Source organism: Knoellia subterranea KCTC 19937, from assembly GCF_000768685.1.
GTDB lineage: Bacteria > Actinomycetota > Actinomycetes > Actinomycetales > Dermatophilaceae > Knoellia > Knoellia subterranea.
Genome location: NZ_AVPK01000003.1, coordinates 141,739 through 166,661, shown reverse-complemented (window position 1 = coordinate 166,661; position 24,923 = coordinate 141,739). Strand labels below are relative to the sequence as shown.

Sequence of the window (24,923 nt, the reverse complement as noted above, 5' to 3'; positions counted from 1 at the left end):
CTTGCCCGCGCCCCGTCCGGTCATCCACAGGCCCTGCCTTGTGTGTATGAGACCACGCCCGAGCGTGGTCTCATACACACAAGGCGGGTTGGGGTGGGGTCAGACGGAGGCGACGAACCTGGCGGCGCGTTCCGTGAGGCCCTCGATGCGGCGCAGGATGAACATCTCGCGATCGTCAGGGTCCTTGGACCCGAGCTCGGCGAACGTCGGCTTGCGACGGACGTTGCTCGAGCACACGAACTGCGTGCAGATGAGCGTCCCGACGGTGTCACCCTTGCGGCCCGCCGCACCCGACCTCTTGGCGACATAGAGGCTGACGTCCTGGGTCTCGAGCGGGTCCTCGCACCACGTGCAGATCGCGCTGCGTCGCCGTCCACCCAGTGCCGCGGGCGGGGGTGCCGCGCGCAGGATGACGCCGCGCAACTCACTTCCCAGGTCGACGACCGCGTAGCCGAGCGGACGCTTGGCGTCGACCCACCCGAGGTACTCGATCGAGTCCCAGTCCAGGTTCTCGAGGTCGGGCAGGCTCGCCTGAGCCACCTCCCTCTTGGAGGCGTTGACGAAGCTGTCGCGGATCTCGGTCTCGGTCAGTGGTCTCACTGCATCGAGTGTGCCTGCGCGGCGCCGTCCGGGCCAACGCTTTTGCTGCCGTAGGTTGCGGGGGTGAGTCCTCGACCGTGGCGTGACGCGTGGTTCGACGCGCTCTATGGGCCGACCGGTTTCTATCGGCGGGACGAGGGTCCGGCGGGGCATTTCACGACGTCCGCCCACGGACCGTTGGGCGCTGTCCTCGCCGAGGTAGTGGCTCGCCTTGCCGACGAAACCGGCGTATGCCGGGTGCTCGACTTCGCGTGCGGCCGCGGCGAACTCCTCGGTCACCTCCACAACCTCCGGCCCGACCTCGAACTCGTCGGGGTGGATGTGGTCGAACGACCACACCACCTGCCGAGTGCCATCGACTGGGTCCGCTCCCCCGGTGGCACGGGCGTGCCGGACGAGTTGCGCGACCTCGACGCCGTGGTACTTGCCCACGAGTGGCTCGATGTCGTCCCGTGCACAGTCGCGGAGGTCGATGACGACGGCGTCCTGCGCGAGGTCCTCGTGGACGGTGCAGGCACCGAGTCGCTCGGGGACGAACTCAGCGGAGCAGACAAGGGGTGGGCCGACACCTGGTGGCCGACGACGACCCCCGGTGATCGCGTCGAGGTCGGGCTCTCTCGTGACCTCGCCTGGCGAGAACTGGTGTCCCGCAACCGAACTGGCGTCACGATCGCCGTGGACTACGGCCACACGAGACTGGAGCGGCCCACGCACGGCACGCTCACGGCATACCGGGAAGGTCAGGTGACCCACCCGCGACCCGACGGGCTCCACGACCTCACCGCGCACGTCGCGACGGACTCGCTCGGCGCCGACGAAGTCGTCACGCAACGGGAGCTGCTGCACCGCCTGGGCCTCACCGCCGCGACGCCGGAGCACGCGAGGGCCAGCAGCGACCCGCTCGGATACGTGCACGCCCTCGCGCGGACCTCGGCGATTGCCGCGCTCACCGACCCGAACGGACTCGGCGGCTTCCACTGGGCCATGACGCGGCATACTCGGGACCATGCCTGAGCCGACGACGCAGACGCCGCTGCAGACGAGCACTGTCGCGGTCGGCGCGGGTGGCCTCGCGACGGCCGACATGGTCCTCAACATCGGCCCGCAGCACCCGGCGACTCACGGCGTGCTGCGCCTGCGCCTGACCCTCGACGGCGAACGCATCGTGCATGCCGAACCGATCATCGGCTACATGCACCGTGGCGCGGAGAAGCTCTTCGAGGTGCGCGACTACCGCCAGATCATCGTCCTGGCGAACCGACACGACTGGCTCAGTGCATTCGGCAACGAACTGGGGGTCGTGCTGGCCGTCGAGGAGATGCTCGGCATGGAGGTGCCCGAGCGCGCCGTGTGGCTGCGAACGATGCTCGCCGAGCTCAACCGCGTCCTGTCGCACCTGATGTTCCTCGGGTCCTACCCCCTTGAGCTCGGCGCGATCACGCCCGTGTTCTATGCGTTCCGCGAGCGCGAGGAGCTCCAGGCGGTCATGGAGGAGGCGTCCGGGGGGCGGATGCACTACATGTTCAACCGGGTCGGCGGCCTCAAGGAGGACGTGCCGGCGGGGTGGCTCGGACGCGTCGACGACGCCGTCCAGGCCGTCCGTCGCAGGCTCCCCGACCTCGAATCGATGATCGTCGGCAACGAGATCCTCGTGGCCCGCACCCGCGGAGTCGGCGTGCTCGACCCGGCGACCGCGCAGGCCTATGGCGTCTCGGGACCGATCGCGCGCGCCTCTGGTCTCGACGTCGACCTGCGGCGCGATGCGCCGTATCTCGCGTATGCCGGCCTGTTCGGACCCGATGGACCCGGCCGGGTCGTGACCCGCACCGAGGGCGACTGCCTCGCCCGGCTCGAGGTGCTGCTCGAACAGGTTCACGTCAGCCTCGACCTTGTCGAGCACTGCCTGTCGGTGCTCGCCGGACTGGCGGCCGGGCCGGTGAACCAGCGCCTGCCCAAGGTGCTCAAGGTCCCCGAGGGCGAGACCTATGTCGCGACCGAGAACCCGCTCGGCTTCAACGGCTATTTCCTGGTTTCGCGAGGCGAGAAGACACCGTGGCGCCTCAAGCTGCGCTCGGCCTCGTTCAACAACGTGCAGGTGCTGACCGAGCTGCTGCCGGGCACGCTCGTGTCCGACATGGTCGCCATACTCGGCTCGACGTTCTTCGTCGTCGGCGACGTCGACAAGTAGCCCGACCGAGGGGTGTGCGCTCAGTCGTCGTTGGAGTCGCGGGGGTCGACGCGGCACCAGTGCTGGGCGACGAGTCCCGCGATGCCGAGCAGCAACCCCGCCCCGACCATGATGGCCAGTCGCCAGAGCCGCGCCTCGTTGGCCACGAGCTCGAGTCCCGTGGCGACGACAGCCAGCTGACCGGCATACCAACCGCTTGCCGCCGCACCGGTGAGGGTCGCCGCCTGCGCGAGCACGGCGACGCGCGCCGCCCGCAACGGATCGAGCCGCTTCGTCGAGCGGCCCGCGAGATAGGACCGAACCGGCCACGCGAACCCGACGACGAACGCCGCCATGGCCACGAGCAGCACCGCGGCGAGCCACGACGGACGCGGAACGAGCGTGCCTTCACGGGTGATGAGGTGCCAGATCAGCCAGGACGCGAGGCCGACGACGAGACCGAGGAGCAGGGCGGAGCGGGCGCGCACACCGTGGCCGTTCACTGCCGACTCACCAGCCGTCCTCCATCAGGTCGACGTCGGGACCGAGCGTGACGCCGGACGTGCCCAGCTCAGCGGCGAGCTCGGCAACGCGGCGCACCTCACCGTCGACGCGCAGGGCAGCCTCGGGGTCGGCGTCGGCCCACGGCACGAGGACGAACGCCCGCTCGTGAGCTCGCGGATGGGGCAGCGTGAGGGCCTCGGTCTCCATGCGGACGTCGGTGTCGAACACGGGGTCGCCGTACTGGATGAGGTCGAGGTCGAGGGTGCGCGGTCCCCACCGCTCCTTGCGGACTCGGCCGTGCTCCAGCTCGATGTCCTGCATCGTGCGGAGCAGCCGCTGCGGCGACATCGACGTCGTGCCGACGAGCACCGCGTTGAGATAGGCCGCCTGAGCCGGGCCACCCACAGGTGCGGTCTCGTAGACGCGCGAGGCGGCCTTGAGCTCCAGCGCCAGCCACAAGGCCCCCACGGCGTTCTGGATCGTCTCGAGCGAGTCGCCCATGTTGGATCCGACAGCGATCACGACCGGAGTCTCGCGCACTCGTTCGACGGTGACGGCCACATCGGTGAAGGGGTGCCCGACGGGTGCCTGCGGCTTGTGCACGGTCACGGCCACGGCCTCGACGAGAGGGCGGGTCAGCACCTTGGCCGCGATCTGGTCGGCGAGGGCCTCGATGAGGTCGAGCGACGCGCCCTGGATGAGGTCGACGACGTCACCGGCGACCTCGGCGTAGTTGACCGTGTCGACGAGGTCGTCGCTCGCACCGGCCGGGGCGAGATCGACCTCCATCTCCACATCGACGACGAACGTCTGGCCGTCGCGCTTCTCGAAGTCGAGCACGCCGTGGAAGCCCTTGGCAGAGATGCCCTTGAGGGCGATCCGGTCGCTCATGCGTTCTCCTTGCTGTCGCCGCGGAACAAGGCGTCCGCGACGTCGAGAGCCTGAATCGTCGACGGTACGTCGTGAACGCGCACCGCCCACGCCCCGTTGTGTGCCGCGTGGAACGACGTGATCGCCGTGGCGAGGTCGCGCTCGGTGGGCGGGCTGGGATCCGCGCCGTCGGGGCGCCCCAGGCGACCGAGGAACGTCTTGCGTGACGTGCCGACGAGGACGGGGAAGCCCAGCGCTGCCACTGCGTCGAGTCGTTCGAGGAGGGCCCAGTTGTGCTCAGCAGTCTTGGCGAACCCGAACCCCGGGTCGAGGACGATCTGTTCGCGACGAACTCCGCTCTCCTGCAGCGCTTCCACGCGCTCGGCGAGCTCACGGCACACGTCCACGACGACGTCCTCGTAGACCGCTCGCGACTGCATGTCGGTCGAGTGCCCGCGCCAGTGCATGACGATGAAGGGTATGCCGGCCTGCGCCACGAGCGCTGCCATCTCACCGTCCGCGAGGCCTCCGCTGACGTCGTTGACGAGCGCGGCGCCGGCCTCGAGAGCGGCACCGGCAACCGAGGCCCTCATGGTGTCGATGGAGACCGCAGCCCCTTCGGCGGCCAGCGCACGCACGACCGGCACGACCCGGCGCAACTCCTCCTCGACCGGAGGCCGTTCGGCGCCGGGGCGGGTGGACTCTCCCCCGACGTCGATGAGATCCGCACCCGCGGCCAGGAGCTCGCGACCGTGCGCGATGGCGGCCTCCGGCTCGAACCACTCGCCGCCGTCACTGAACGAGTCGGGCGTGACGTTGACGACGCCCATGACGAGCGGTCGGCGGCGGGGCGCGAGCGTCAGGGGCAGCGAAGGGGTCCTCACGGCGGAGCCGGTCAGCGCTTGCCGCCGAGCAGGAGCGACATCGCCTCGGCGCGAGTGGCGGGGTCGCGCAACTGTCCCCGGACCGCTGACGTGATCGTGCGCGATCCCGGCTTGTGCACGCCGCGCATCGACATGCACAGGTGCTCCGCCTCGACGACGACGATGACCCCCTGCACTCCGAGGTGCGTGACGAGCGCGTCGGCGACCTGGGTCGTGATGCGCTCCTGCACCTGCGGCCGGCGGGCGAAGACGTCGACGAGTCGGGCCAGCTTGGACAAGCCCGTCACGGTGCCGTCGGGTGCCGGGATGTAGCCGACGTGCGCCACCCCGTGGAAGGGCAGCAGGTGGTGCTCACAGGTCGAGAAGATCTCGATGTCGCGCACGATGATCAGCTCTTCGTGGTCGATCGAGAACCGCGCGGACAGGACGTCTTCCGGGGACTGGGACAGGCCGGCATACAACTGCGTTGCCGCACGCGCGACGCGGTCCGGAGTGTCACGCAGGCCCTCGCGGTCCGGGTCCTCACCGATGGCGAAGAGGTACTCACGGATGGCCGCGCGAGCACGCTCGTGGTCAACCTGCCTCGGGGGAAGGGCGTCGCCCTCGTCGTCCTTGAGGTCCGGGGACTCGGTCACGGTCTCAGTGGCCTTCCGGGTCGACGGGCTGACCGTCGGGACGCTCGATGACCTGGGTCGGCGGGTGCTCGGCCACGGCCTCGGCGGCCGGGTGGGCTCCGTCGGAGGCGGCCTTGTCGATCGCCGCGACCGTCACCGGGTCACCCTGGGTGGCGTGCTCACCGGCGGGCGCACCCGACGGGTCGTGGCCATTGAGGGCGGCCTTCTCGGCAGGGGTGAGGACCGGCGGCTGGTCGCTGATGCCGCGGTGCTCGCTCGAGAGCCAGGTCGGGCGCAGCGGGCGCTTGACGATGCCCTCGAAGACCTTGGCGATCTCGGCCTGGTTGAGTGTCTCCTTCTCGAGGAGCTCGAGGACGAGGTTGTCGAGGATGTGGCGGTTGTCGTTGATGACGTGCCACGCCTCGTCGTGCGCGGCCTCGATGAGGTTGCGCACCTCGGTGTCGACGATCCCGGCGACGTGCTCGGAGTAGTCGCGCTGGTGGCCCATGTCGCGGCCGAGGAAGACCTCGCCCTGGCTCTGGCCGAGCTTGATGGCGCCGACGCGCTCACTCATGCCGTATTCGGTGACCATCTTGCGGGCCATGGCGGTGGCCTTCTCGATGTCGTTGGCAGCACCCGTCGTCGGGTCGTGGAAGATGATCTCCTCCGCGACGCGGCCACCGAGGGCGTACGCGAGCTGGTCGAGGATCTCGTTGCGAGTCGTCGAGTACTTGTCGTCGACCGGCATGACCATCGTGTAGCCGAGGGCGCGACCACGCGGCAGGATCGTCACCTTGGTGACCGGGTCGGTGTGGTTCATCGCAGCGGCGACGAGCGCGTGCCCGCCCTCGTGGTACGCGGTGATCTTGCGCTCCTTGGCCGACATGATCCGCGTCTTCTTCTGCGGACCGGCGATGACGCGGTCGATGGCCTCGTCGAGGGTCGCGTCGTCGATGAGCTTCTTGTCGGAGCGGGCCGTGAGGAGTGCGGCCTCGTTGAGGACGTTGGCGAGGTCGGCACCCGTGAAGCCAGGGGTGCGCCGAGCCACGGCGAGCAGGTCGACACCAGCAGCCATCGGCTTGCCCTGCGAGTGCACCTCGAGGATGCGGTGGCGGCCGAGCATGTCGGGCGCCTCGACCGCGATCTGGCGGTCGAAACGTCCCGGGCGCAGGAGCGCCGGGTCGAGGATGTCGGGGCGGTTGGTCGCCGCGATGAGGATGACGTTGGTCTTGACGTCGAAGCCGTCCATCTCGACGAGGAGCTGGTTGAGCGTCTGCTCGCGCTCGTCGTGGCCACCGCCGAGCCCGGCACCACGGTGACGACCGACGGCGTCGATCTCGTCGACGAAGACGATGGCGGGGGCGTTGGCCTTGGCCTGCTCGAAGAGGTCACGGACACGCGAGGCACCGACACCGACGAACATCTCGACGAAGTCCGAACCCGAGATCGAGTAGAACGGCACCCCGGCCTCGCCGGCGACGGCGCGCGCGAGGAGGGTCTTGCCGGTTCCGGGCGGACCGTAGAGCAGGACGCCCTTGGGGATCTTGGCGCCGACAGCGAGGAACTTGGCGGGGTCGGAGAGGAACTCCTTGATCTCGTGGAGCTCCTGCACGGCCTCGTCGGCACCGGCCACGTCGTCGAAGGTGACCTTCGGCGTGTCCTTGGTGGCGAGCTTGGCCTTGGACTTGCCGAACTGCATGACCCGCGAGCCACCGCCCTGGGCCTGGCTCATCATGAACCAGAAGAGACCGACGAGCAGCAGGATCGGGAAGATGCTGATGAGGAGCGTCCAGAACGGGTTCTGGGTCTCGCGCTTGTCGTTGTAGCCCTGGGGCGGCTCGTTGGCCTTGACCAGCTGGACGAGGGACTCGGCGCGGGCGTCGACGAACTCAGCGCGCACCTTGTCGGCGCCGGAGATGTTGGCCGCCTTGTCGCTGAACTCGGAGCCCTTCTTGAGGTCGAGGTTGAGGACGTTGTCACTCGTGAACTCGGCCTTGTCGACCTTCTTCTCGGCGATGAGCTTCTCGGCCTTGGCCGTGTCGATCGTCGCGTAGCCCCCGTCCCCACCGAACGAGAACATCACCACGGTGATGGCGATGACGGCAAGGACCCAGAACAACGGGGTCTTGAACACGCGCTTGGCATCCATGAAATGTGTCGAGGGCCGCAGCCCACGTCCTCCTGATCAACGAGCTCATCCGTGCACGCTCGCGCGCCACAGGTCTAGGGGTACACGCTACCCGTGACAACGCGGCGGCTGAGGGGTGCGTCCGACCGAACAACGACCGATGTATGCCGTGTGTTCCGCGCCCGTGGCCGACTCACCTGCGACTTCTTGCCCCGTTGGGACACGGGAGCGGGCGCTCCGCGCCCCGGACGGTGTCCCAACGGGGCAAGAAGTCGATCCGGGTCAGCTGTAGACGTGGGGGGCGAGGGTGCCGACCTGGCGCAGCCCGCGGTACTGCTCGGCGTAGTCGAGGCCGTAGCCGACGACGAACTCGTTGGGGATGTCGAAGCCGACCCACTTGACGTCGACCTCGACCTTGGCGGCCTCGGGCTTGCGCAGCAGCGTGACGATCTCGACCGAGGCGGGGTTGCGCGACTCGAGGTTGGCCTTGATCCACGACAGGGTCAGGCCGGAATCGACGATGTCCTCGACGATGAGCACGTGCTTGCCGGAGATGTCGACGTCGAGGTCCTTGAGGATGCGGACGACGCCGGAGCTCTTGGTGCCCGAGCCGTAGGACGACACCGCCATCCAGTCGACGGGCGCGGTGATCGGCAGGGCCCGCATGAGGTCGGCCATGACCATCACGGCCCCCTTGAGGACGCCGACGAGGAGGACGTCCTTGCCGGCATACTCCTGAGCGATCTCCTCGGCGAGCTCGGCGAGCTTGGCCTGGATCTCGTCCTCGGTGACGAGGACCCGCTCGAGATCGGCCCCCATGTGGGCAGCGTCCACGGTGCACTCTCCTGGTCGTTCGTGGTCGTTCCGATGTGGTCGGGTCCTAGTCAACCGGACGCGGCCCCGGTGCGGACAGTCGGGGCGTCGGGCGCAGCCCCGGACCGGGCCCCGGATCACGCCCGCCTCCACCGCCAATGATGAAGGCATCCACTTCATCATTGGCCTTGAGTGGCGCTGGCCGTGGAGGCTGGTCCACGCCCAGCGCCTCCAGCGCCGACCTGGGCGAAGAGGGGCGTTCAGGTCGGCGAATCGAGGTCGCCGAGGATCGCTTCGGCTGCGGACGTGCGGAAATAGAGCAGGGACCTCCCGTCCCGGATGCTCGTCACGAGACCCACGTCCCGCAGCCAGCGAAGCTGCTGGTTGGCGGCCGACACGCTGATCTGCCGGCGGGCGGCGAGTGTCGTGCTCGACATGGGCTCGCGCAGGTTGGCGAGCAACGTCGCGCGGGTCGCCCCGAGCAACCGCACCGCCCGCTCGGGAGCCGGGGACGGCAGCGCGAGCCGACCACGCCCTATGGCCGGATAGAGGATGTAGGGCGGCGTCTCGGCGTTGAAGGGGTACGACGCGTGTGGCGTGAAGTGCGTCGGCACGAAGACCAGCCCCCGACCGCGGGCGTCCGCCACGAAGGCCGGCCCACTGGGGTTCCACGCGTGGATCTCCTTGGCGTCGAACGTCAGCGCCGGACTCAGCCCGGTGAGCATCGGCCGCAGACCGACCCGGGCACTCGTTACGGCCCGCATGGTGATGTCCCCGGCGAGGTTGGCGTGCAGCGGCGACCACCAGGGCCGGACGCAGAGCCGCCAGTACTCCTCGAGCACCCGCACGATCCGATCCAGCACGCGCGCGGTGGGGCCGACCAGAGCCGACGGTCGGCCAGAGGGATAGAGGTCGTCGAGGTCGCGGTCGACGACCCGGAGCGGCAGCGCTGCAACGGTCCGCAGCTCCTCGTCGAAGTCGGTCGAGGCAGAGACCGGCCGCGGGTTGAGGAACTCGGGCGTCGAGTAGTCCGGAGCGACGAGCCCCAACAGGAGTTCGAGGTCGAGTCGCGCGAGTCGGGGCTCGATCGCGCGACGCCACGTCGACATGTGCGGATAGACCTCCGGTCGCCAGATCGCACGCAGCGACAGGGTCGTCTCGCTGAGCGCCGACACACCGAACGTCGCAGCGGTCAGGTCCTTCTCGGCGATGCGATAACTGATCACTCGCCACCTCCAGAGGCCGAATCCCGTTGCACCGCAATGGTTCCAGCCCGACGGGTGACGAGGACGCGACCGGGCGCGTGGACAGCTCCCTGACCGCGCCAGTCGGTGACGAGGGCATCACAGGCGTCGGTATGCCGGGTGCTCACCTGCCCGGACGGCGCGCCTTCCGCGATGAGGAGCCTTCGCCAGACGCGGGTGCGAACGGCCCGGGGCAGACCCGTCAGGGCATCGACAGCCCACGGCCCGGCACCGAGCCGGGACACGGCACGGTCGGCCAGGTCGTCCAGCGCGTCCGCGTCCTCACGCAGCTGATCGGCCGAACGGCCCAGTGCCGCAACGATTCCGGGCCCGAGGTCGGCCTCGAGGTCCGCGACGGTGCGGCGTGCGCGGACCCGGGTGAAGGCCGGGTCCTCGTTCATCGGGTCATCCCACCACTGAACTCCCTCCGCCGTCAGGGACTCACGGCACTCGGCCCGGGACACCCCGAGAAGGGGACGGACAAAGATCCCTCGGGCGGACGGCATACCGGACAGGGACCGGGCGCCCGACCCGCGAACGAGACCGAGGAGCACCTGCTCCGCCTGGTCGTCGAGGGTGTGCCCGAGGAGCACGAGGGACGCGGAATGCGCATTCGCGGCTGCCGTCAGTGCGTCGTAGCGCGCTTCCCGGGCCGCCGCCTCCAGTCCAGATCCGTTGTCCGACACCGCAACTCGCACGACCTCGACCGGCGCCAATCCCAGTGCATGGCACTGTTCGGCAGCCCGCTCGGCGACAGTGCCCGAGTCGGCCTGCAGCCCGTGGTCGACGACGACTGCTCCCCCGCGCCACGTCGCGTGGCGCTGCTCGTGCGCCACCGCCTCGGCCAGCGCCATCGAGTCCCCACCGCCCGAACACGCGACCAGCACCAGGTGCGAAGGTGCGAGGTCCGCGAGCGCTGCGCGGACGGCATACCGGATCTTCGCGGTGGAGGGATGCGGTCCGGACACGGGACCAGAGTGCCAGCCGATCCCCCGGCAGGTGCGGACTCAGCCGTGGACGCGGGTGACCCAGGCAGCGGGGTCGGTGATCTCGAGCGGCTTCGGCAGCGTCTCGGGTGAGGTCCAGATGGCGTTGAAACCCTCGACGCCGACACGCTCCTGAACGCCGCGGACAAAGGCGGCACCGTCCTTGTACTGGCGCATCTTGGCCTCGAGCCCGAGCAGTCGACGCAGCACCTTGTCGATCGCGCCGGCACCCTTGCGACGCTCGGTGAACTTCGCGCGGATCTCGGCGACGGTCGGGATGTGCGCCGGACCCACGTCATCCATGACGACGTCGGCGTGCCCCTCGAGCAACGACATGACAGCAGTGAGCTCGGCGAGCTTCTCGCGCTGCTCGGGCGTCGTCACGAGGTCGGTGATGCCGCCCGAACCGCTGCTGAAGATCTCGGGCAGCTTCTCGGTGATGCGCTTGGTGAGTTCCTGGACGCGCTCGGGGTCCGGAGCCAGGTCGGTCGCGAGCTGCCGTGCCCCGTTGATCATGTGGTCGCGCAACCACGGCACGGCGGTGAACTGCACGCGGTGGGTCTCCTCGTGCATGCAGACCCAGGCCCGGAAGTCCTCGGGGGCGACGTCGAGTTCGCGCTGCACCTGGAGGAGGTTCGGTGCGACGAGGAGCAGGGCGGGGGTGCCGCCGGGCGCGAGGTCGTACTGTCCCAGCACCTTGCTCGACATGAACGCGAGGAGGGCGCCCGCCTCGGCGCCGGTGACCTTGCCGCCGATCGCCGCACCGACTCCGCTGGGGGCACCGCCCCGCTGGCTGACGATCTGGTCGAAAGCCGGGTTGAGCATGGCGCCCATCGAGTCGGCGTTCATCGCGATCCACGTCGGGCGGTCGACGACGAGCGCCTCGGGTGCGTCGTCGGGGGTCTGGAGCCGTGATGTCTCGGCGACCGGCCCGTGGGCTCGCCGCGCGGCAGCCCGGATCGCGCCGACCTCCGCCGCCGCCTCGTCAGCGGTGACACTCGGTCCGGCGGCCACAAGGGTCCGCCCGGTCGTCTTGGCGAAATCCCAGTCGACGTAGCTGCTGCTCACGTGCCCTCCTCGGCAATGCGTGACGTCATGAACACCCGCACTGAGTCAGGGCGGTGACGAAGCGGTCCAACGCGGCGCGCGCACCGAGCGTTCCCGACGAACTCGGAACCTTGTCGGCAAGGATCGCGAAGACGAGCAGTCGTCCGTCGGCGTCGACGGTCGTCCCCGCGAGACTCGAGATGCCGCGCAACGTTCCGGTCTTGGCGCGGGGTATGCCGGCCACGGCCTTGGTCTGTTTGCTGTGGTAGCGATCGGAGAGGCTTCCGGTCAGACCAGCCACGGGCAGGGTGGCGACCGCCTGACGCAATTGCGGCAGCTTGTTCGTCGTGGCCAGGGTGAGGACGTCGGCAAGCGCGGTCGCGGTCACCGTCTGCCCGGGCGAGAGTCCGCTCGCGTCGAGCAACTTCACTCCGGCGGTCGGCACTCCCGCCTCGGCGAGGCTGGCCGTGATGAATTCGGCGGGAGCCGTCGCACCGGCAGCCGACTTCCCCTCGGCGGCCATGGCCTGGCGCACGAGGTTCTCGGTCAGGGCGTTGTCACTGTGCTCGAGGGCGACGGCGAGGTGCTCGCCGTAGGTGGCGGACTCGACGGATCCGAGTTCCATGGCATCCGTGGGTGCCGGCTTGCTCGGGCCCTTGCCCCGCGTCGTGGCGGGGTCCACGCTCGTGGGGTGGCCGCGGTCGGTGAGCAGGCCGGCGAGGGCACTCGCGACACCCGCCTCGGGGACGGCCGGCGCGGGTTTGCCCGACTTTGCCCGCTGGGACACGAGGTCGAGCATCGACACCGACTGGGTGAAGCCGGCGGCGATGTCCTCCTTCTTCCACGTCGCGGGGTAGCGCGGGCCGGCGGCATAGGTCGTGTCGACGCGGATCGTCAACGGACCGGCGGACTGCCGATCGGTGAGTGACTGCGCCACCTGGTCGGCGAGGGTGGCCAGACCGGCACGCCCCTCGACGACGGACGGATTGGACGGGCCGTCGCCCAACAGCGTGTCCCCGCCGGCGACGAGCACGATCTCCTGTGGGGTGTCCCCGGTGACGACCTTCGTGGTCATGCGGTGGTCGAGGTCGAGGTGCGACGCCACGGCGAGAGCGCTGAGAACCTTGAGCGTCGACGCGGGTGCGCGGGCCGCGGAGGGCGACACGGCATACAACTCCTCGCCCGTCTCTCCGTCCCGGACACTGACGCCGACGCTGGGACCGAGCCACGGGTCCTTCACGAGGGCGCCGAGGGCCTTGGTGAGTCCCGCCGTGGTGGGCGGAGCGGCGGCACTCGACGTGGTCGGCGATGCGCTCGACGAAGGACTGACGGCACTCGGCAGCGGGGCCCACGTAGGCTCTCCGGTCGCTGTGCCCGTCGGGGTCGGCGGGTCGACCGGGGCACCGTCGTAGGTCAGGATGCCCGGCGCGAGGTCGAGGGTGTCGGCAGCGGCATAGCCGACGCCGCCGACGAGAAGGCACGTGACTCCTGCCACAACCGCCCGCCGCATGGCACCCCTTTCTTTGGCGCTCCCCCAGTCATACGGGACACTGATCCACGAGCGTAGATCAACCGTAACAATCGAAAGAAGGCCACCATCGTGGAGTTCGACGTCACCATCGAGATCCCCAAGGGACACCGCAACAAGTACGAAGTGGATCACGAGACGGGACGCATTCGCCTCGACCGGATGCTCTTCACCTCGATGGCGTACCCCTCGGACTACGGCTACGTCGAGGACAGCCTCGGCGAGGACGGCGACCCGCTCGACGCCCTCGTGCTGCTCGACGAGCCCACCTGGCCCGGCTGTCTCGTGGCGGCCCGACCCATCGGCATGTTCCACATGCGCGACGAGGCCGGCGGCGACGACAAGATCCTGTGCATCCCCGCGGGCGACCCGCGCAAGGCGCACATCAAGGAGCTCGAGGACATCAGCGAGTTCGACCGCCTCGAGATCCAGCACTTCTTCGAGACCTACAAGGACCTCGAGCCGGGCAAGTCCGTCGAGGGCGCGCACTGGGCCGGCCGTGAGGACGCCGAGCGCACCGTCACCGAGGCCATCCAGCGCGCCAAGGACGCCGGTGTGAGCACCGCTCGTTGGCGTATGCCGGCCGGCCACGACCACGAGGCCCCCGCGCCGTCCGCTGCGCGCACCGAGGAGGAGCACGCCCACGCGGCCGCCAAGGCCAAGGAGGAACTGGCCACCAAGGAGAACCCGCTCAGCGACTCCCCCGAGGCCTGAGACAACGGCCCGCCCCAACTTTCCCGCCTGAAGTGGGTTCCTCTCACTTCGCTTGATCGCCGCGATCAGGCGAAGTGAGAGGTTCGCGCACTACGTGGCGGTCAGGGGCGTTCGCTGTTGGCCCCGCTCGTCGAAGTTGGCGGGGTCGAGCCACTCCTCGTGGGCCGCTCGCACCTGCGGCCACTCGCCGTCCGTCACCGAGAACCAGTCGGTGTCGCGATTCCGCCCCTGCGTGACCATGTGGTTGCGGAAGCGCCCCTCATAGGCGAAGCCCAGCCGCAGTGCTGCCCGACGTGACGGCTCGTTGAGGCTGTCGCACTTCCATTCGAAGCGGCGGTAGCCGAGGTCCTCGAAGGCGTACCTCATGAGCAGATGGATCGCCTCGGTCGCCGCCCTGGTCCGCTGCAGCGCCTTGCCATAGAGCACCCCGGCCACCTCGACCTGACCCGTGCGCGGGTCGACGCGATGGAACGACGCGATGCCGGTCGCCTTCCCCACCCCCTCCCCCTCGAGCGGCACGAGCGCGAACGTCAGATTCGCCTCGGAGACACCGGCGAGGTGCATCCACAACCCGGAGAGCGACGTCGGCCGCGGGATCGGCCGGTAGGTCCACAGGGCGCCGTCGCCCTCGCCGCACACCGCCGCGAACAGGTCCGAGTAGTGCACCGAGTCGAGCGGCACGACGCGCACATAGCGACCGACGAGGCGCACCGGCTCCGGCGACGGGCGCGTCTCCCACCCGGGCACGACGTCTCCGACGGGCTGACCGAACTCGTTGAACTCAGGCACGTCGCGAGGCTATCCGAGCGCCCGCAGCATCCCGTCGCGGCAGGAGCGCATCATCCAGGCGTGGTTCGCGCGCAGGGCCGGGGCGAGCGCTGGCGCCACTCGACCGAGCAGCGGTGCCGTGACCTCGACCTCCTGCCGGAACGCCACTGCCGCAACGGAATTCGCGCCTTCCTTCGCGCTCGGCGACACGCGAAACTCTGCCCACCCGGTGAGGTCTCCCTCGAGCCGCACCCGCAGTCGGCCGGTCGCCTCATCCTCGACCTCGCGCGTGATCAGCATGCGCAGCGTGTAGGGCAGGACACTCCGCACCTCCGCCCAGCCACTCTCGGCATCAACCCGTTCGATCGAACGGATCTCCCGCCACCAGGTGGGATACGCATCGACGGCCGCGCACACGGCATACACGTCCTCGACGGAAGCCGGGACGAGCCAGTCGTGAGCGAACCGCCAGAGGCGAGGCATGGGTTCAGTGTTCACCCGAGAGGGTGTGGGTGTTCACCGGGTGCCGGTTGGGTGGGCAGGTCAGTCACCTTCCCTGAGGAGCCGTTCGTGAACCGCATTGCGTATGCCGTCCTGCCCGCGACCGCTGTCGCGCTCGCTGCCGCTGTCCTCCCGTCCACCGCCTCGGCCGACCCGGCCCCGGCGAAGAAGGACCACTTCGCCGTCATCGGCGACGTGCCCTACGGCGCCGACCAGATCGCCCGATTCCCCGCGTGGATCGGCGAAATCAACGCTGCCACAACGGAATTCACCGTCCACGTCGGCGACATCAAGAATGGTTCGACCGTGTGTTCGGACGAGTACATCACCGGCATCCGCACCGTCTTCGACACTGTGGAGAACCCGCTCATCTTCACGCCCGGCGACAACGAGTGGACCGACTGCCACCGCGCCAACAACGGCGCCTACAACCCGCTCGAGCGGCTGGCCTTCATCCAGGAGACCTTCTACCCGACGCCCGGGCAGACCCTCGGTGAGACGACTCGCAAGGTCGAAGCCGACACCGCCGCGGGATACCCCGAGAACGTCCAGTGGCGCGAGGACCGTGTCTCCATGGCGGCCGTCCACGTCGTCGGCAGCAACGACGGGACGCTCCCCTGGGCCGGGCTCGGGTTGACCGAGCCGACGCCCGAGCAGGTCGCCGAGCAGTCCGCCCGCATGGACAGCGCGCTCCGGACGGTCAGGGGCGCGTTCGCCGACGCCACTCGCCGCCAGGACCGTGCGGTCGCGATCTTCCTTCAGGCCGACATGTTCGACCCGACCTACGAGGCGACTTTCTCCGACGTGTCGGCGTTCAAGCCCCTCGTCCAACTCCTCATCGACCAGTCCAACGCCTTCCACGGCGAGACATACCTCTTCAACGGTGACAGCCACGCCTACAACGAGGACCAGCCGCTGGTCGAGGGCTCGAAGTGGCTGTCGCTCTATGGCGTTGACGGCTCGAGCGAACTCCGGCGAGTGACGGTCGACGGCTCGAACAACAACACCGACTGGCTCGACGTCACCGTCGGCCGCGACAAGGACGAGCCCGTGCTCACGTGGAAGCGTGTCCCGTACGTCCACTGACGGCGGGCAGCAGCGACGCGGGCAGCAGCGAGGCGGGCGGACGGCATACTCGGCCGTTGTGAACCAGCACACTCTCGCACGCAGCCTCGGCACGAGCGACGCCGTCGTCATCGGGCTGGGGTCGATGGTGGGTGCGGGGGTCTTCGCGGCCTTCGCGCCCGCCGCTGCTGCGGCCGGGTCGGGCGTGCTCGTGGCCCTCGTGATCGCCGCGTTCGTGGCGTGGTGCAACGCGACGTCGTCGGCACAGCTCGCCGCGCAGTACCCCGTGTCGGGCGGCACCTACGTCTACGGCCGCGAGCGCCTCGGCCCGTGGTGGGGCTTCGTCGCAGGGTGGTCGTTCGTCATCGGCAAGACCGCGTCGTGCGCCGCGATGGCGATGACCTTTGCCGCGTATGCCGTCCCCTCGCCGTGGCAGCGGCCCGTCGCCGTGGGTGCCGTGCTGGGTCTGGCGGCGGTGAACTACGTCGGCGTGACGCGAACGGCGCGTGTGACGCGAGTCGTCGTGTCGGTCGTGCTCGTCGCGCTGGCGGTGTGCGTCGCGGCGGCGTGGAGCGGGGCCGACCGTGGCGTAGCGGGCGACCGCCTCGGGGACGCGCTGGACCTCGGCGACCTGTCATGGATGGGGGTGCTCCAGGCGGCCGGGCTGCTGTTCTTTGCGTTCGCCGGGTACGCGCGCATCGCCACGATGGGCGAGGAGGTGCGCGACCCCGAACGGACGATCCCGCGCGCCATCGTCGGTGCGCTGGCCGGTGCCGTCGTCATCTATGCGGTCGTCGGGGCAACGCTGCTGGCGACTCTCGGCGCATCGGGGCTGGCCGAGTCGACAGCGCCCGTGGCTGATGCCGTGCGGGCGGGTTCGTGGGCGTGGGCCGAGCCCGTGGCCCGCATTGGAGCGGCCTGCGCCGCCCTCGGTGCGCTGCTCGGACTCATCGCCGGCGTGGGACGCACGTCCCTGGCGATGGCGCGTGAGGGTGACCTGCCCGCGTGGCTGGCCGCCGTGCACCCCCGCTACCAGGTGCCGCACCACGCCGAACTGGCGTTGGCGGTTGTCGTGTCGGGCATCGTGCTGGTCGCCGACCTGCGCGGAGCGATCGGATTCTCGTCGTTCGGTGTGCTCCTCTATTACTTCGTCGCCAACGTCGCGGCGCACACGCAGGACGCGGGCCGGCGCCGCTACCCGCGCTGGCTCCAGGTCGCCGGAGCCGCGCTCTGCGTCGTGCTCGTCGCGACCCTTCCCTGGCGGCCCGTCACCGTTGGTGTGCTCGTCCTCGCGGCGGGCCTGGCCGTGCGGTGGTTCCGGTTGAGGGGCTCCCCGGCCTAGCGTCACCGCGAAGGTGAGCGGGCGGCATACCGAAAGTTCTTGGTATGCCGCCCACTCACGTTCCTGAGACAACGCACCTCCCCGCGGCGTAAGTTCGCCGAATCGAGGGAGGTGGCAGCATGCGCGCTGGGCTGCGGTGGATGGTCGCTGCGATGTGCGCCATCCTCCTCGCCGCGTGCGGCACCAGGGCGACGTCGGAGACCCAGTGGGCCGAGCCGCAGATGGCGACCACGCCGGGATTCCGCGTCACCGACCGGGACCCGGACGGCGCTGCCATCGCCAAGGAGGCGCGCGAGTGGGTCGAGCACGGACGCCTGCCCGGTGCGGGGACGCGGTGGGAGTCGATGAGTCGGTGGGCGCTCATCGACATTCGTCAGATGCTGCTCAGCGGACGAGTTGCCGGTGGGGCTCCGGCGGCGGGTGCGGCGGCGCACTGGGACTACTTCTGGCCGCGTGACGGTGCCTTCCTCGTCGTGGCCCTCGACCGCACGGGGCACCACGAGGACGCTCGGCACCTCGTCGATGTGCTGGCGCGGTTGCCGTTCGACGAGGACAAGGGGTTCGACGCCCGGTATCTGCTCGGCGGTGAGCGCGTGACGCTCGACCCGCGCGGGCCCCAGTCGGACGGATGCGGGTGGGTGCTGTGGGCGCTGGGCGCGGTGTCGAAGGCGTCGCTGCCGACCTCGGCTGCGGGGCTGCGATCGAAGTGTCTGACGAACCTCATGACCCTCACGTGGAGTGGGTGGCGGCTGCCTCCGCCGTCGCCGGACTACTGGGAGCTGTCGGTGACGCGGACCTCGTTGGGGACGGTGGCGCCGATGGTTGCGGGCCTGCGTGCAGTGGCCTCGACCGGAACCGATCGCGAACGGTCCATAGCGGGACCGATCGCGAAAAGGCTTGCGGCACAGGTACGTTCGGAGATGGGGCCGGAGTACGAGCGGTTCGGCGACAGTGGCGGGTTGGATGCAGCGGTGGCGATGCTCATGCCGCCGTTCGGGCCGGCCGACAAGCGGGTTGCGTCCCGTTGGCTGGCGTATCAGCGGACAGCTGCTCGATCATCGGGAGGGCTCGCGCCGGGAGCCGGGTGGAAGAACGACGGGACGTCGTGGACCCCCGAGACAGCACTCGTGGCGTACACCGCGGCAGCTTCTGGCCGCTCCGAGATCGCTCGCCACTGGCTGGACTGGCTCGACGAGCACCGCACGACCTGGGGGTCCCTGCCGGAGAAGGTGAACCGGTCGGGCAACCCGGCGGGGCCGGCGCCGCTGCTCTGGACCGCGGCACTCGTGCTCCTCACCCTCGACGAGCTCGACCCTGCCTGACTCGCCAGCCTGTCGCACAACCACAGCAACCTCAGCGCCGGTCGCGCGACCGGCGCAGACCGTGGTGACCGGCGCAGTCATGCGAGCGCCGGTCACCAACTCGTGCGCCGGTCGCGCGACCGGCGCACGTGTTGGGCGCCCTCTGCCAGACTCGCCGCCATGAGCGACGTGCAGGGTGAGGGACCCGTTTCGGTCGAGCTGACGTTTGTGGTCGGCGAGTCGGACACTGCGGCAGCCCTGGGGTCGGGTTCGCTGCCGGTGCTCGCGACGCCGCGCCTGCTCGCGTGGTGCGAGGCCGCGACCTGCGCCGCTCTCGAACCCGCACTGGATGACGGGCGCACGAGCGTCGGCACGCGCATCTCGCTCGAGCACTCCGCCGCCTCACCGGTGGGAGCCGAGGTCATCGTGACCGCAGACCCGACCCACCGCGATGGGCGACTGCACCGCTTCAGGGTGAGCGGACGGCATACGGACGGGAAGCTTGTCGCCACGGGAGAGGTGACGCGCGTGGTCGTCGACACCGACCGCTTCCTCGCGCGGCTCGGCTGACCGAAGCCGGTCAGGAGCCGGTGTCGGTGACGCCTTCGTAGAGGCCGATCGAATTGCCGTCCGGATCCTCGAACGTCGCCCACCAGCTCGTCTCGCTGATCGGCTGCTTCTCCATGGTGACCTTGCCGCCCTGCTCGCGAACCTTGGCGAGGGTGTCGTCGATCGAGTCGACCTCGACGGTGGAGCGCGGCTGTGTGAACGTGTCGTCGCGAGGTGCGAGTCCGCCGCCGCTGATCTCGTTCGGGGCGCGCCACATGGGGTAGCCCTCGTAGCCGGGGTACTCGTTGATCTCCCATCCGAACAGCCCGGAGTAGAACGCCTTCGAGCGCTCGAAGTCGCTGCTCGGGATGTCGACGTGCGTGATGTCGCCGTGTGCCATGTCGTGCCATCTCCTCGGTCGGTGGCAGCCGCCGGCTCGGCGACCGCTCGGGGGTGTCGCATCTTGGCGGTTTGAGTCTGGCACCCGGATCGGCGGCGCGACAGGTCCATGTGGGTGAGGATTGGCAGCATGGTGGCTTCATGGTGACTCCCAGGCAGCACCTCAAGAACGCGGCGGGGTTCGCCTTGGTGTGGGCGGCTGCAGGGGTGGCTCACCGCGTGCGGTTCCGGACGTCGGGTTCGGTGCCGCGGACCGGGCCGGTCATTCTCGTGGCGAACCACCTGACGATGACGGATCCCCTGGCCGTGGCTCGCGCGGCGATCGGGCATCGGCGGTTCCCGCACTTCCTGGCGATGCAGGAGGTGTTCGGGTGGCCTGGAGTGGGAGCCCTGGCGCGCGCGACCGGGCAGATCCCGGTGGCGCGAGGGACGGCTGCGGCTGCGGCGGCGCTGGATGCGGCTTCGGAGCACTTGGCCAAGGGGCACTTGGTGGCGCTCTATCCCGAGGGGCGGCTGACGACCGAACCCGATGGCATGCCCGGACCGGCGCGGACCGGGGCGGCGCGGTTGGCGTTGCGACACCCGGAGGCGCCGGTGATCCCCGTGGGTACGTGGGGGCCGAAGCAGGGCAACGAGCACATCTGGCACCGCCACACGGCGTGCCTGTCCGTGGGCGCGCCGGTCGATCTGTCAGCGTGGGTGGGGCGCACCGATGAAGCGGCCGCGCGTGAGGCGACCGACGCGATCATGGACGCCATCCGCGCCGAGATCGCCCACGCCAAGGAGATGTGGCATACCCGCTGACTCGCTTCCGACGTGGTACTCCGAACGACCGTGAGCTGGGACCTGAGCACCGTGCGCGGCACAGGACGCTCGATCCCGTCCGACGGATCAGATCCCCGCACGACACCAGCGACCTTGGGACCTTTGCCGCACGCCGTGCACGCTTCGCGGGAAGCAGAAACGCCCCCGACCGAAGTCGGGGGCGCCATCTGAGCCGCTTATCGGAATCGAACCGATGACCTATTCATTACGAGTGAATCGCTCTGGCCGACTGAGCTAAAGCGGCGTGGTGCGCGACGAGGTCGAGCACGCCGGACGAGTATACGAACAACCCGGGCCGATCCCGAAATCGGGGCCGAGCAGCCAGCCAACCCAGCCCCACCGGACCCCACCCACGCCACACCGGGCCGCCGGACATGCAATGGCCACGACTCCACCCACACTCAGCCTCCCCAGGAACACGAGTTGAACACGAAAGGTGAGCGGCCGGCATACCCATTGCATGTCCACCGGCCCACCCGAGATCAGGACGTCAGCACTTCAGCCCGTCCTGCGGCACCTTCCCGGTGAGGTAGTACTCGTCGATCGGCTCGTCGACGCACTCGTTCGAGCGCATGTATGCCGTGTGCCCGTCCCCGTCAAAAGTGATGAGCGACGACTTGGCGAGCTGGTCGTGCAGCCGCACCGACCACTCGTAGGGCGTCGCCGGGTCACGAGTCGTCCCCACGACGACGATCGGGTCGGCACCCTCGGCGGTGACCTTGCGAGGAGGCTCCGTCGAGCGCTCGGTCTTGACCGGCCACGAGCCACACGTCATCGACGACCACGCCAGGAAGGGACCCCACGTCGGCGCCTCGGCGAGGGACGCCTTCGCCGCAGCCTCGTGCTCCGGGATCGACGCGGACTCGGGCTTGTCGAGGCAGTTGACGGCGTAGATGACCTCCATGATGTTGCCGGAGTAGCCGCCGTTCGGGACCCGGTCGGCGTACGTGTTGGCCAACCCCATGAGCTCGGACCCGTCGCCCTTGAGCGCGGCCCGCATCGCCTCGACGAGCGTGTCCCACATGCCCTGGTCATACATCGCAGCGGCGATCCCGGTCGACGCCCAGCCCTCGGTCAGCGCGGTCACGGCCGTGTCGCCCGTCGTGGACAGCGGCTCCTTGTCGACGCGCTGCAGGAAGTCGCGGAGCCCTTGCATCACCGCATCGACGGACCCCCCGAGCGGACAGTCGCCGCCATCGATGCAGAACTGCGCCCACGCGCGGGTGGCGGTCTCGAAGCCCTTGGCCTGGCCGAGGTTGACCTCCTGCGACGTGAGGTCGGGAGCGACGACTCCATCGAGGACGAACCGACCGACGAGCTGCGGGAAGAGGTCGGCATAGGTTGCGCCGAGGTACGTCCCGTAGGACTTCCCGAGATAGGTCAGCTTCTTCTCCCCGAGCCGCGCCCGCAGGATGTCCATGTCCTTGGCCGCATCCACGGTCGAGACGTGCCCGAGCAGCGGACCGGCGTTGGCGCCGCACTTCTCGGCAAAGTTCTTGGCGTTGTCCGCGAACGCCTGCTCCTCGGCAGCATCGTCCGGCGTCTGCTCTCCCCCGAGGAACGTGTCGAGCTCGGAGTCGCTCAGGCAGTCGATCGGCGCCGACCGACCGACACCTCGCGGGTCGAAGCCGACGACGTCAAACCGCTGGCGCACAGCGGAACCCACGATGAAGTCGGCCGCGCGCGCGTAGTCGACACCCGACCCACCGGGCCCGCCCGGGTTGACGACGAGCGAGCCGATCCGCTGCGACTGCTTGCGCGCCGGAACCCGCAGGACCGAGATCTGGATCGTGTCTCCGTCCGGCTTCGAGTAGTCCAGCGGAACCGTCAGCTTGGTGCACTGACCACCGTCGCAGCGCTCCCACGTGAGGTCCTGCTCATAGAACTTCTCCATCCCCTCCATGCCCGCCGGCGGCGTCTGCTTCGCCGCGGGCGACGGCGTGGCGTCGCTCCCGAACAGATCGCCGATCGACGTGCACCCGGACAGGACGAGGGCGGCCGAGACGAGGAGGGCGGAGGAGGCCAGGCGACGACGCATGCCGACGACCCTACGGGTCGTTTCTGGGTATGCCGTCCGCCCCCGTCGCGCTCCACCCCGCCTCCACATTTGCTCCCCATGCGAGAAGGTGCGGGGTCCGGAGGCTTCATAGCCCTCCGGGCCCTTCAGGTTCCCTCCGGTCGGCGCGGCCAGCGCCCGCACCCCGGCCGGCCTCAGCGCGGGAGGCGGAGGTCGAGGGCCATGGCCTCGAGTGCGAGGAGTGGCTGGACGTTGGCGGCGATCCGCTCCCGCGCAGTGCCGATGGCGTCCATGGCGAGGAGGACCCGCTCAGGAGGGAGCAGCTGCGCCACCTGCTCGACCGTGCCGCGGGCGTCCTCGTTGACGAGTGCGGTGGGCGCCTTGGTGTGCAGGACCAGGGAGTCGCGATAGACCGAGAGCAGGTCGACCAAGGCGCGGTCGACCATGTCGCGGGCGAAGCGGGTGGCTCGAGCCTTCTGTTCCTTCTCCAGCGACGACAACTGCGAGCGGATGTGCGGCGGCTGGGTCCGAGCCGAGGGGTCCGCGCCCAGGATCTCCATGAGCTTGGCGCGCTCCGCGGCATCACGCTCGGCTGACGAGGCCTGCGACTCCTCCGTCGCGATCGTCGACAGGTCCGACGCGGCATCAATGGCATCGCCGACGGACCGAATCTTCGCGGCGAGCGTGATGGTGTCGTGCCGCCGGATGCGGGCGTTCTCGTCGCGAGCCAACCGGCGCGCGAGGCCGACGTGGGACTGAGCCGCGCGGGCGGCATACATGGCCATGGGCGGGTCGATCCCGTCCCGGCGGACGAGCAGGTCCGCGACGGCCTCGACCGACGGAGTGCGCAGCCGCACGTGCCGCGAGCGCGAGCGGATCGTGATGATGACGTCCTCGACGGACGGCGCGCAGAGCATCCACACGGTGCGCGGTGTCGGCTCCTCGAGGGCCTTGAGGAGCGCGTCGGCGGCACGCTCGGTGAGGCGGTCGGCGTCCTCGACGATGATGACGCGCCACCTGCCGACGGACGGTCGGTGTGCCGCGAGCGCGACGAGGTCGCGGGCCTGCTCGACCTTGATCGAGAGGCCTTCGGTGGCGATGACGTCGACGTCGGCGTGGGTGCCGTCGGCTGCGGTCCGGCATTCGCGGCACTCGCCGCACCCACCGGTCGGGCACTGCAAAGCCGCTGCGAAGGCGCGCGCCGCAACCGAACGACCCGAACCGGGCGGGCCGGTGAAGAGCCAGGCGTGGGTCATCGCGCCCGGCTCGGACACTGCCTTCGACAGGGTCGCCACGGCCGCCTCCTGACCGATGACGTCGCGCCACACGGTCACGGCGCCACGTCCCCAAGCGGGTCAGCGGAAACCTCGCCGAGCAGCCCGGACGACGTCAGCCGACCCATGATCGCCGCGTGGATCTCGTCGGGATCGAGCGTGCCGTCGACGACGAGGTAGCGCTCCGGCGCCCCCTGCGCCATTGCGAGGAAGTGCTGCCGGATCGCGTCGTGGAACGAGTCGGCCTCGGACTCGAGCCGGTCGTGGACCTCGCCCCGGCGACGGCGCCCCTCCTCCGCCGACACGTCGACGATGACGGTGAGGTCGGGGACGAGCGAGTCGACGGCCCACATCTGCAGGTCGTGGACCTCGACCGCACCGAGGTCACGTCCGGCCCCCTGATAGGCCACCGACGAGTCCGTGTAGCGGTCAGTCACGACCACGGCGCCCCGCGCGATCGCCGGCCGGATGAGCTCGTCGACGTGGTGTGCCTTGTCGGCGGCGAAGAGCAGGGCTTCGGCGCGCGGTGACACGTGGTCACCATGGAGGACGAGGTCGCGGATGGCACTGCCCAGCTCGGTCCCACCGGGCTGGCGCGTGACGACGACCTCCCGCCCGGCCGACTCCAACGCCGAGGCAAGCAGGCGCACCTGCGTCGACTTGCCCGCGCCGTCGCCGCCCTCGAAGGCGATGAAGAGTCCCTGTCCGCTCACCCGCCTGAGCCTAGGCGAGCGCGAGGACAGGCGGAGGTGCGGCGGTCGCGAAGGCGAGCGGACGGCATAC

Annotated in this window: 25 protein-coding genes and 1 tRNA gene; 8 read left to right on the top strand and 18 right to left on the bottom strand. The window is 69.8% G+C overall.

What is annotated here, in order from left to right; translation table 11 throughout:
* Window positions 1–99: 99 nt before the first annotated feature.
* Window positions 100–600, bottom strand: a complete 501-nt coding sequence (locus N803_RS06825) for an FBP domain-containing protein (RefSeq protein ID WP_035903706.1) — start codon at window positions 598–600, stop codon at window positions 100–102.
* Window positions 601–663: 63 nt separating this feature from the next.
* Between N803_RS06825 and N803_RS06820 the strand changes: the two genes are divergently transcribed.
* Together N803_RS06820 and N803_RS06815 are read left to right on the top strand one after the other, a co-directional pair.
* On the top strand, window positions 664–1,614 hold the full coding sequence (locus N803_RS06820; protein ID WP_035903701.1) for an SAM-dependent methyltransferase: 951 nt from the start codon (window positions 664–666) through the stop codon (window positions 1,612–1,614).
* On the top strand, window positions 1,607–2,788 hold the full coding sequence (locus N803_RS06815; protein ID WP_035903700.1) for an NADH-quinone oxidoreductase subunit D: 1,182 nt from the start codon (window positions 1,607–1,609) through the stop codon (window positions 2,786–2,788). The genes N803_RS06820 and N803_RS06815 overlap by 8 nt, the downstream gene beginning before the upstream one ends.
* 20 nt (window positions 2,789–2,808) lie before the next feature.
* On the opposite strand, the gene N803_RS06810 is transcribed toward N803_RS06815, so the two are convergent.
* The 10 genes from N803_RS06810 to N803_RS17415 all read right to left on the bottom strand — a co-directional run bounded on the left by N803_RS06810 (window position 2,809) and on the right by N803_RS17415 (window position 13,367).
* The gene (locus N803_RS06810; protein WP_169743058.1) at window positions 2,809–3,255 is read right to left on the bottom strand and encodes a DUF3180 domain-containing protein; all 447 of its coding nucleotides are present in this window, start codon (window positions 3,253–3,255) and stop codon (window positions 2,809–2,811) included.
* Window positions 3,256–3,277: 22 nt separating this feature from the next.
* Entirely contained in the window at window positions 3,278–4,162 is an 885-nt protein-coding gene (folK, locus tag N803_RS06805; RefSeq protein ID WP_035903694.1) for a 2-amino-4-hydroxy-6-hydroxymethyldihydropteridine diphosphokinase, read from the bottom strand.
* Window positions 4,159–4,971, bottom strand: a complete 813-nt coding sequence (folP, locus tag N803_RS06800; RefSeq protein ID WP_052111971.1) for a dihydropteroate synthase — start codon at window positions 4,969–4,971, stop codon at window positions 4,159–4,161. The genes folK and folP overlap by 4 nt, the downstream gene beginning before the upstream one ends.
* Window positions 4,972–5,036: 65 nt before the next feature.
* Window positions 5,037–5,660 carry a GTP cyclohydrolase I FolE gene (folE, locus tag N803_RS06795; RefSeq protein WP_052111970.1) on the bottom strand — a complete coding sequence of 208 codons (624 nt, stop codon included), beginning with the start codon at window positions 5,658–5,660 and terminating at the stop codon, window positions 5,037–5,039.
* A 4-nt stretch (window positions 5,661–5,664) separates the two neighbouring features.
* Window positions 5,665–7,788: an ATP-dependent zinc metalloprotease FtsH gene (gene ftsH / locus N803_RS06790; protein WP_035903687.1), complete on the bottom strand. Its 2,124-nt coding sequence runs from the start codon at window positions 7,786–7,788 to the stop codon at window positions 5,665–5,667.
* A 261-nt stretch (window positions 7,789–8,049) separates the two neighbouring features.
* Window positions 8,050–8,601 carry a hypoxanthine phosphoribosyltransferase gene (hpt, locus tag N803_RS06785; RefSeq protein WP_084764190.1) on the bottom strand — a complete coding sequence of 184 codons (552 nt, stop codon included), beginning with the start codon at window positions 8,599–8,601 and terminating at the stop codon, window positions 8,050–8,052.
* A gap of 239 nt (window positions 8,602–8,840) precedes the next feature.
* On the bottom strand, window positions 8,841–9,806 hold the full coding sequence (locus tag N803_RS06780; RefSeq protein ID WP_035903681.1) for an ArsR/SmtB family transcription factor: 966 nt from the start codon (window positions 9,804–9,806) through the stop codon (window positions 8,841–8,843).
* The gene (tilS, locus tag N803_RS06775; RefSeq protein WP_035903678.1) at window positions 9,803–10,792 is read right to left on the bottom strand and encodes a tRNA lysidine(34) synthetase TilS; all 990 of its coding nucleotides are present in this window, start codon (window positions 10,790–10,792) and stop codon (window positions 9,803–9,805) included. Before tilS ends, N803_RS06780 begins: the two co-directional genes overlap by 4 nt.
* Window positions 10,793–10,831: 39 nt before the next feature.
* Window positions 10,832–11,878 (bottom strand): zinc-dependent metalloprotease, encoded by a 1,047-nt coding sequence (locus N803_RS06770; RefSeq protein ID WP_035903676.1) that lies wholly within the window; start codon window positions 11,876–11,878, stop codon window positions 10,832–10,834.
* 25 nt (window positions 11,879–11,903) lie between these two features.
* A complete protein-coding gene (locus tag N803_RS17415) occupies window positions 11,904–13,367 on the bottom strand; it encodes a D-alanyl-D-alanine carboxypeptidase/D-alanyl-D-alanine-endopeptidase (RefSeq protein WP_084764187.1) in 1,464 nt (487 codons plus the stop codon).
* 90 nt (window positions 13,368–13,457) lie between these two features.
* Here N803_RS17415 and N803_RS06760 point away from each other — a divergent pair, with 90 nt between their 5' ends.
* Complete coding sequence (locus N803_RS06760) at window positions 13,458–14,099, top strand: inorganic diphosphatase (RefSeq protein ID WP_035903673.1); 642 nt, start codon at window positions 13,458–13,460, stop codon at window positions 14,097–14,099.
* Between the two features lie 90 nt (window positions 14,100–14,189).
* On the opposite strand, the gene N803_RS06755 is transcribed toward N803_RS06760, so the two are convergent.
* Window positions 14,190–14,888 (bottom strand): GNAT family N-acetyltransferase, encoded by a 699-nt coding sequence (locus tag N803_RS06755; protein WP_035903672.1) that lies wholly within the window; start codon window positions 14,886–14,888, stop codon window positions 14,190–14,192.
* Window positions 14,889–14,897: 9 nt separating this feature from the next.
* Window positions 14,898–15,350 (bottom strand): SRPBCC family protein, encoded by a 453-nt coding sequence (locus tag N803_RS06750; protein WP_035903669.1) that lies wholly within the window; start codon window positions 15,348–15,350, stop codon window positions 14,898–14,900.
* A gap of 87 nt (window positions 15,351–15,437) precedes the next feature.
* Here N803_RS06750 and N803_RS06745 point away from each other — a divergent pair, with 87 nt between their 5' ends.
* The 4 genes from N803_RS06745 to N803_RS06730 all read left to right on the top strand — a co-directional run bounded on the left by N803_RS06745 (window position 15,438) and on the right by N803_RS06730 (window position 19,646).
* Window positions 15,438–16,454, top strand: coding sequence for a hypothetical protein (locus N803_RS06745; protein WP_052111966.1), 1,017 nt, complete (start codon window positions 15,438–15,440; stop codon window positions 16,452–16,454).
* 124 nt (window positions 16,455–16,578) lie between these two features.
* Window positions 16,579–17,775 carry an APC family permease gene (locus tag N803_RS06740; protein ID WP_245617085.1) on the top strand — a complete coding sequence of 399 codons (1,197 nt, stop codon included), beginning with the start codon at window positions 16,579–16,581 and terminating at the stop codon, window positions 17,773–17,775.
* Between the two features lie 119 nt (window positions 17,776–17,894).
* Window positions 17,895–19,097: a glycoside hydrolase family 15 protein gene (locus N803_RS06735; RefSeq protein WP_035903664.1), complete on the top strand. Its 1,203-nt coding sequence runs from the start codon at window positions 17,895–17,897 to the stop codon at window positions 19,095–19,097.
* Window positions 19,098–19,256: 159 nt separating this feature from the next.
* Window positions 19,257–19,646, top strand: coding sequence for a thioesterase family protein (locus N803_RS06730; protein ID WP_211253471.1), 390 nt, complete (start codon window positions 19,257–19,259; stop codon window positions 19,644–19,646).
* A 10-nt stretch (window positions 19,647–19,656) separates the two neighbouring features.
* Here N803_RS06730 and N803_RS06725 read toward each other — a convergent pair whose 3' ends face one another.
* A complete protein-coding gene (locus N803_RS06725; protein WP_035903661.1) occupies window positions 19,657–20,025 on the bottom strand; it encodes a VOC family protein in 369 nt (122 codons plus the stop codon).
* 140 nt (window positions 20,026–20,165) lie between these two features.
* On the opposite strand from N803_RS06725, the gene N803_RS06720 reads away from it, so the two are divergent.
* Window positions 20,166–20,828 carry a lysophospholipid acyltransferase family protein gene (locus N803_RS06720; RefSeq protein WP_035903659.1) on the top strand — a complete coding sequence of 221 codons (663 nt, stop codon included), beginning with the start codon at window positions 20,166–20,168 and terminating at the stop codon, window positions 20,826–20,828.
* Window positions 20,829–21,019: 191 nt separating this feature from the next.
* On the opposite strand, the gene N803_RS06715 is transcribed toward N803_RS06720, so the two are convergent.
* The 4 genes from N803_RS06715 to tmk all read right to left on the bottom strand — a co-directional run bounded on the left by N803_RS06715 (window position 21,020) and on the right by tmk (window position 24,853).
* Window positions 21,020–21,093 (bottom strand) — tRNA-Thr (locus tag N803_RS06715).
* Window positions 21,094–21,339: 246 nt separating this feature from the next.
* A complete protein-coding gene (locus tag N803_RS06710; protein WP_035903655.1) occupies window positions 21,340–22,887 on the bottom strand; it encodes an alpha/beta hydrolase in 1,548 nt (515 codons plus the stop codon).
* 173 nt (window positions 22,888–23,060) lie between these two features.
* The gene (locus N803_RS06705) at window positions 23,061–24,200 is read right to left on the bottom strand and encodes a DNA polymerase III subunit delta' (protein WP_035903654.1); all 1,140 of its coding nucleotides are present in this window, start codon (window positions 24,198–24,200) and stop codon (window positions 23,061–23,063) included.
* On the bottom strand, window positions 24,197–24,853 hold the full coding sequence (gene tmk / locus N803_RS06700; RefSeq protein WP_035903651.1) for a dTMP kinase: 657 nt from the start codon (window positions 24,851–24,853) through the stop codon (window positions 24,197–24,199). Before tmk ends, N803_RS06705 begins: the two co-directional genes overlap by 4 nt.
* Window positions 24,854–24,923 lie beyond the last annotated feature (70 nt).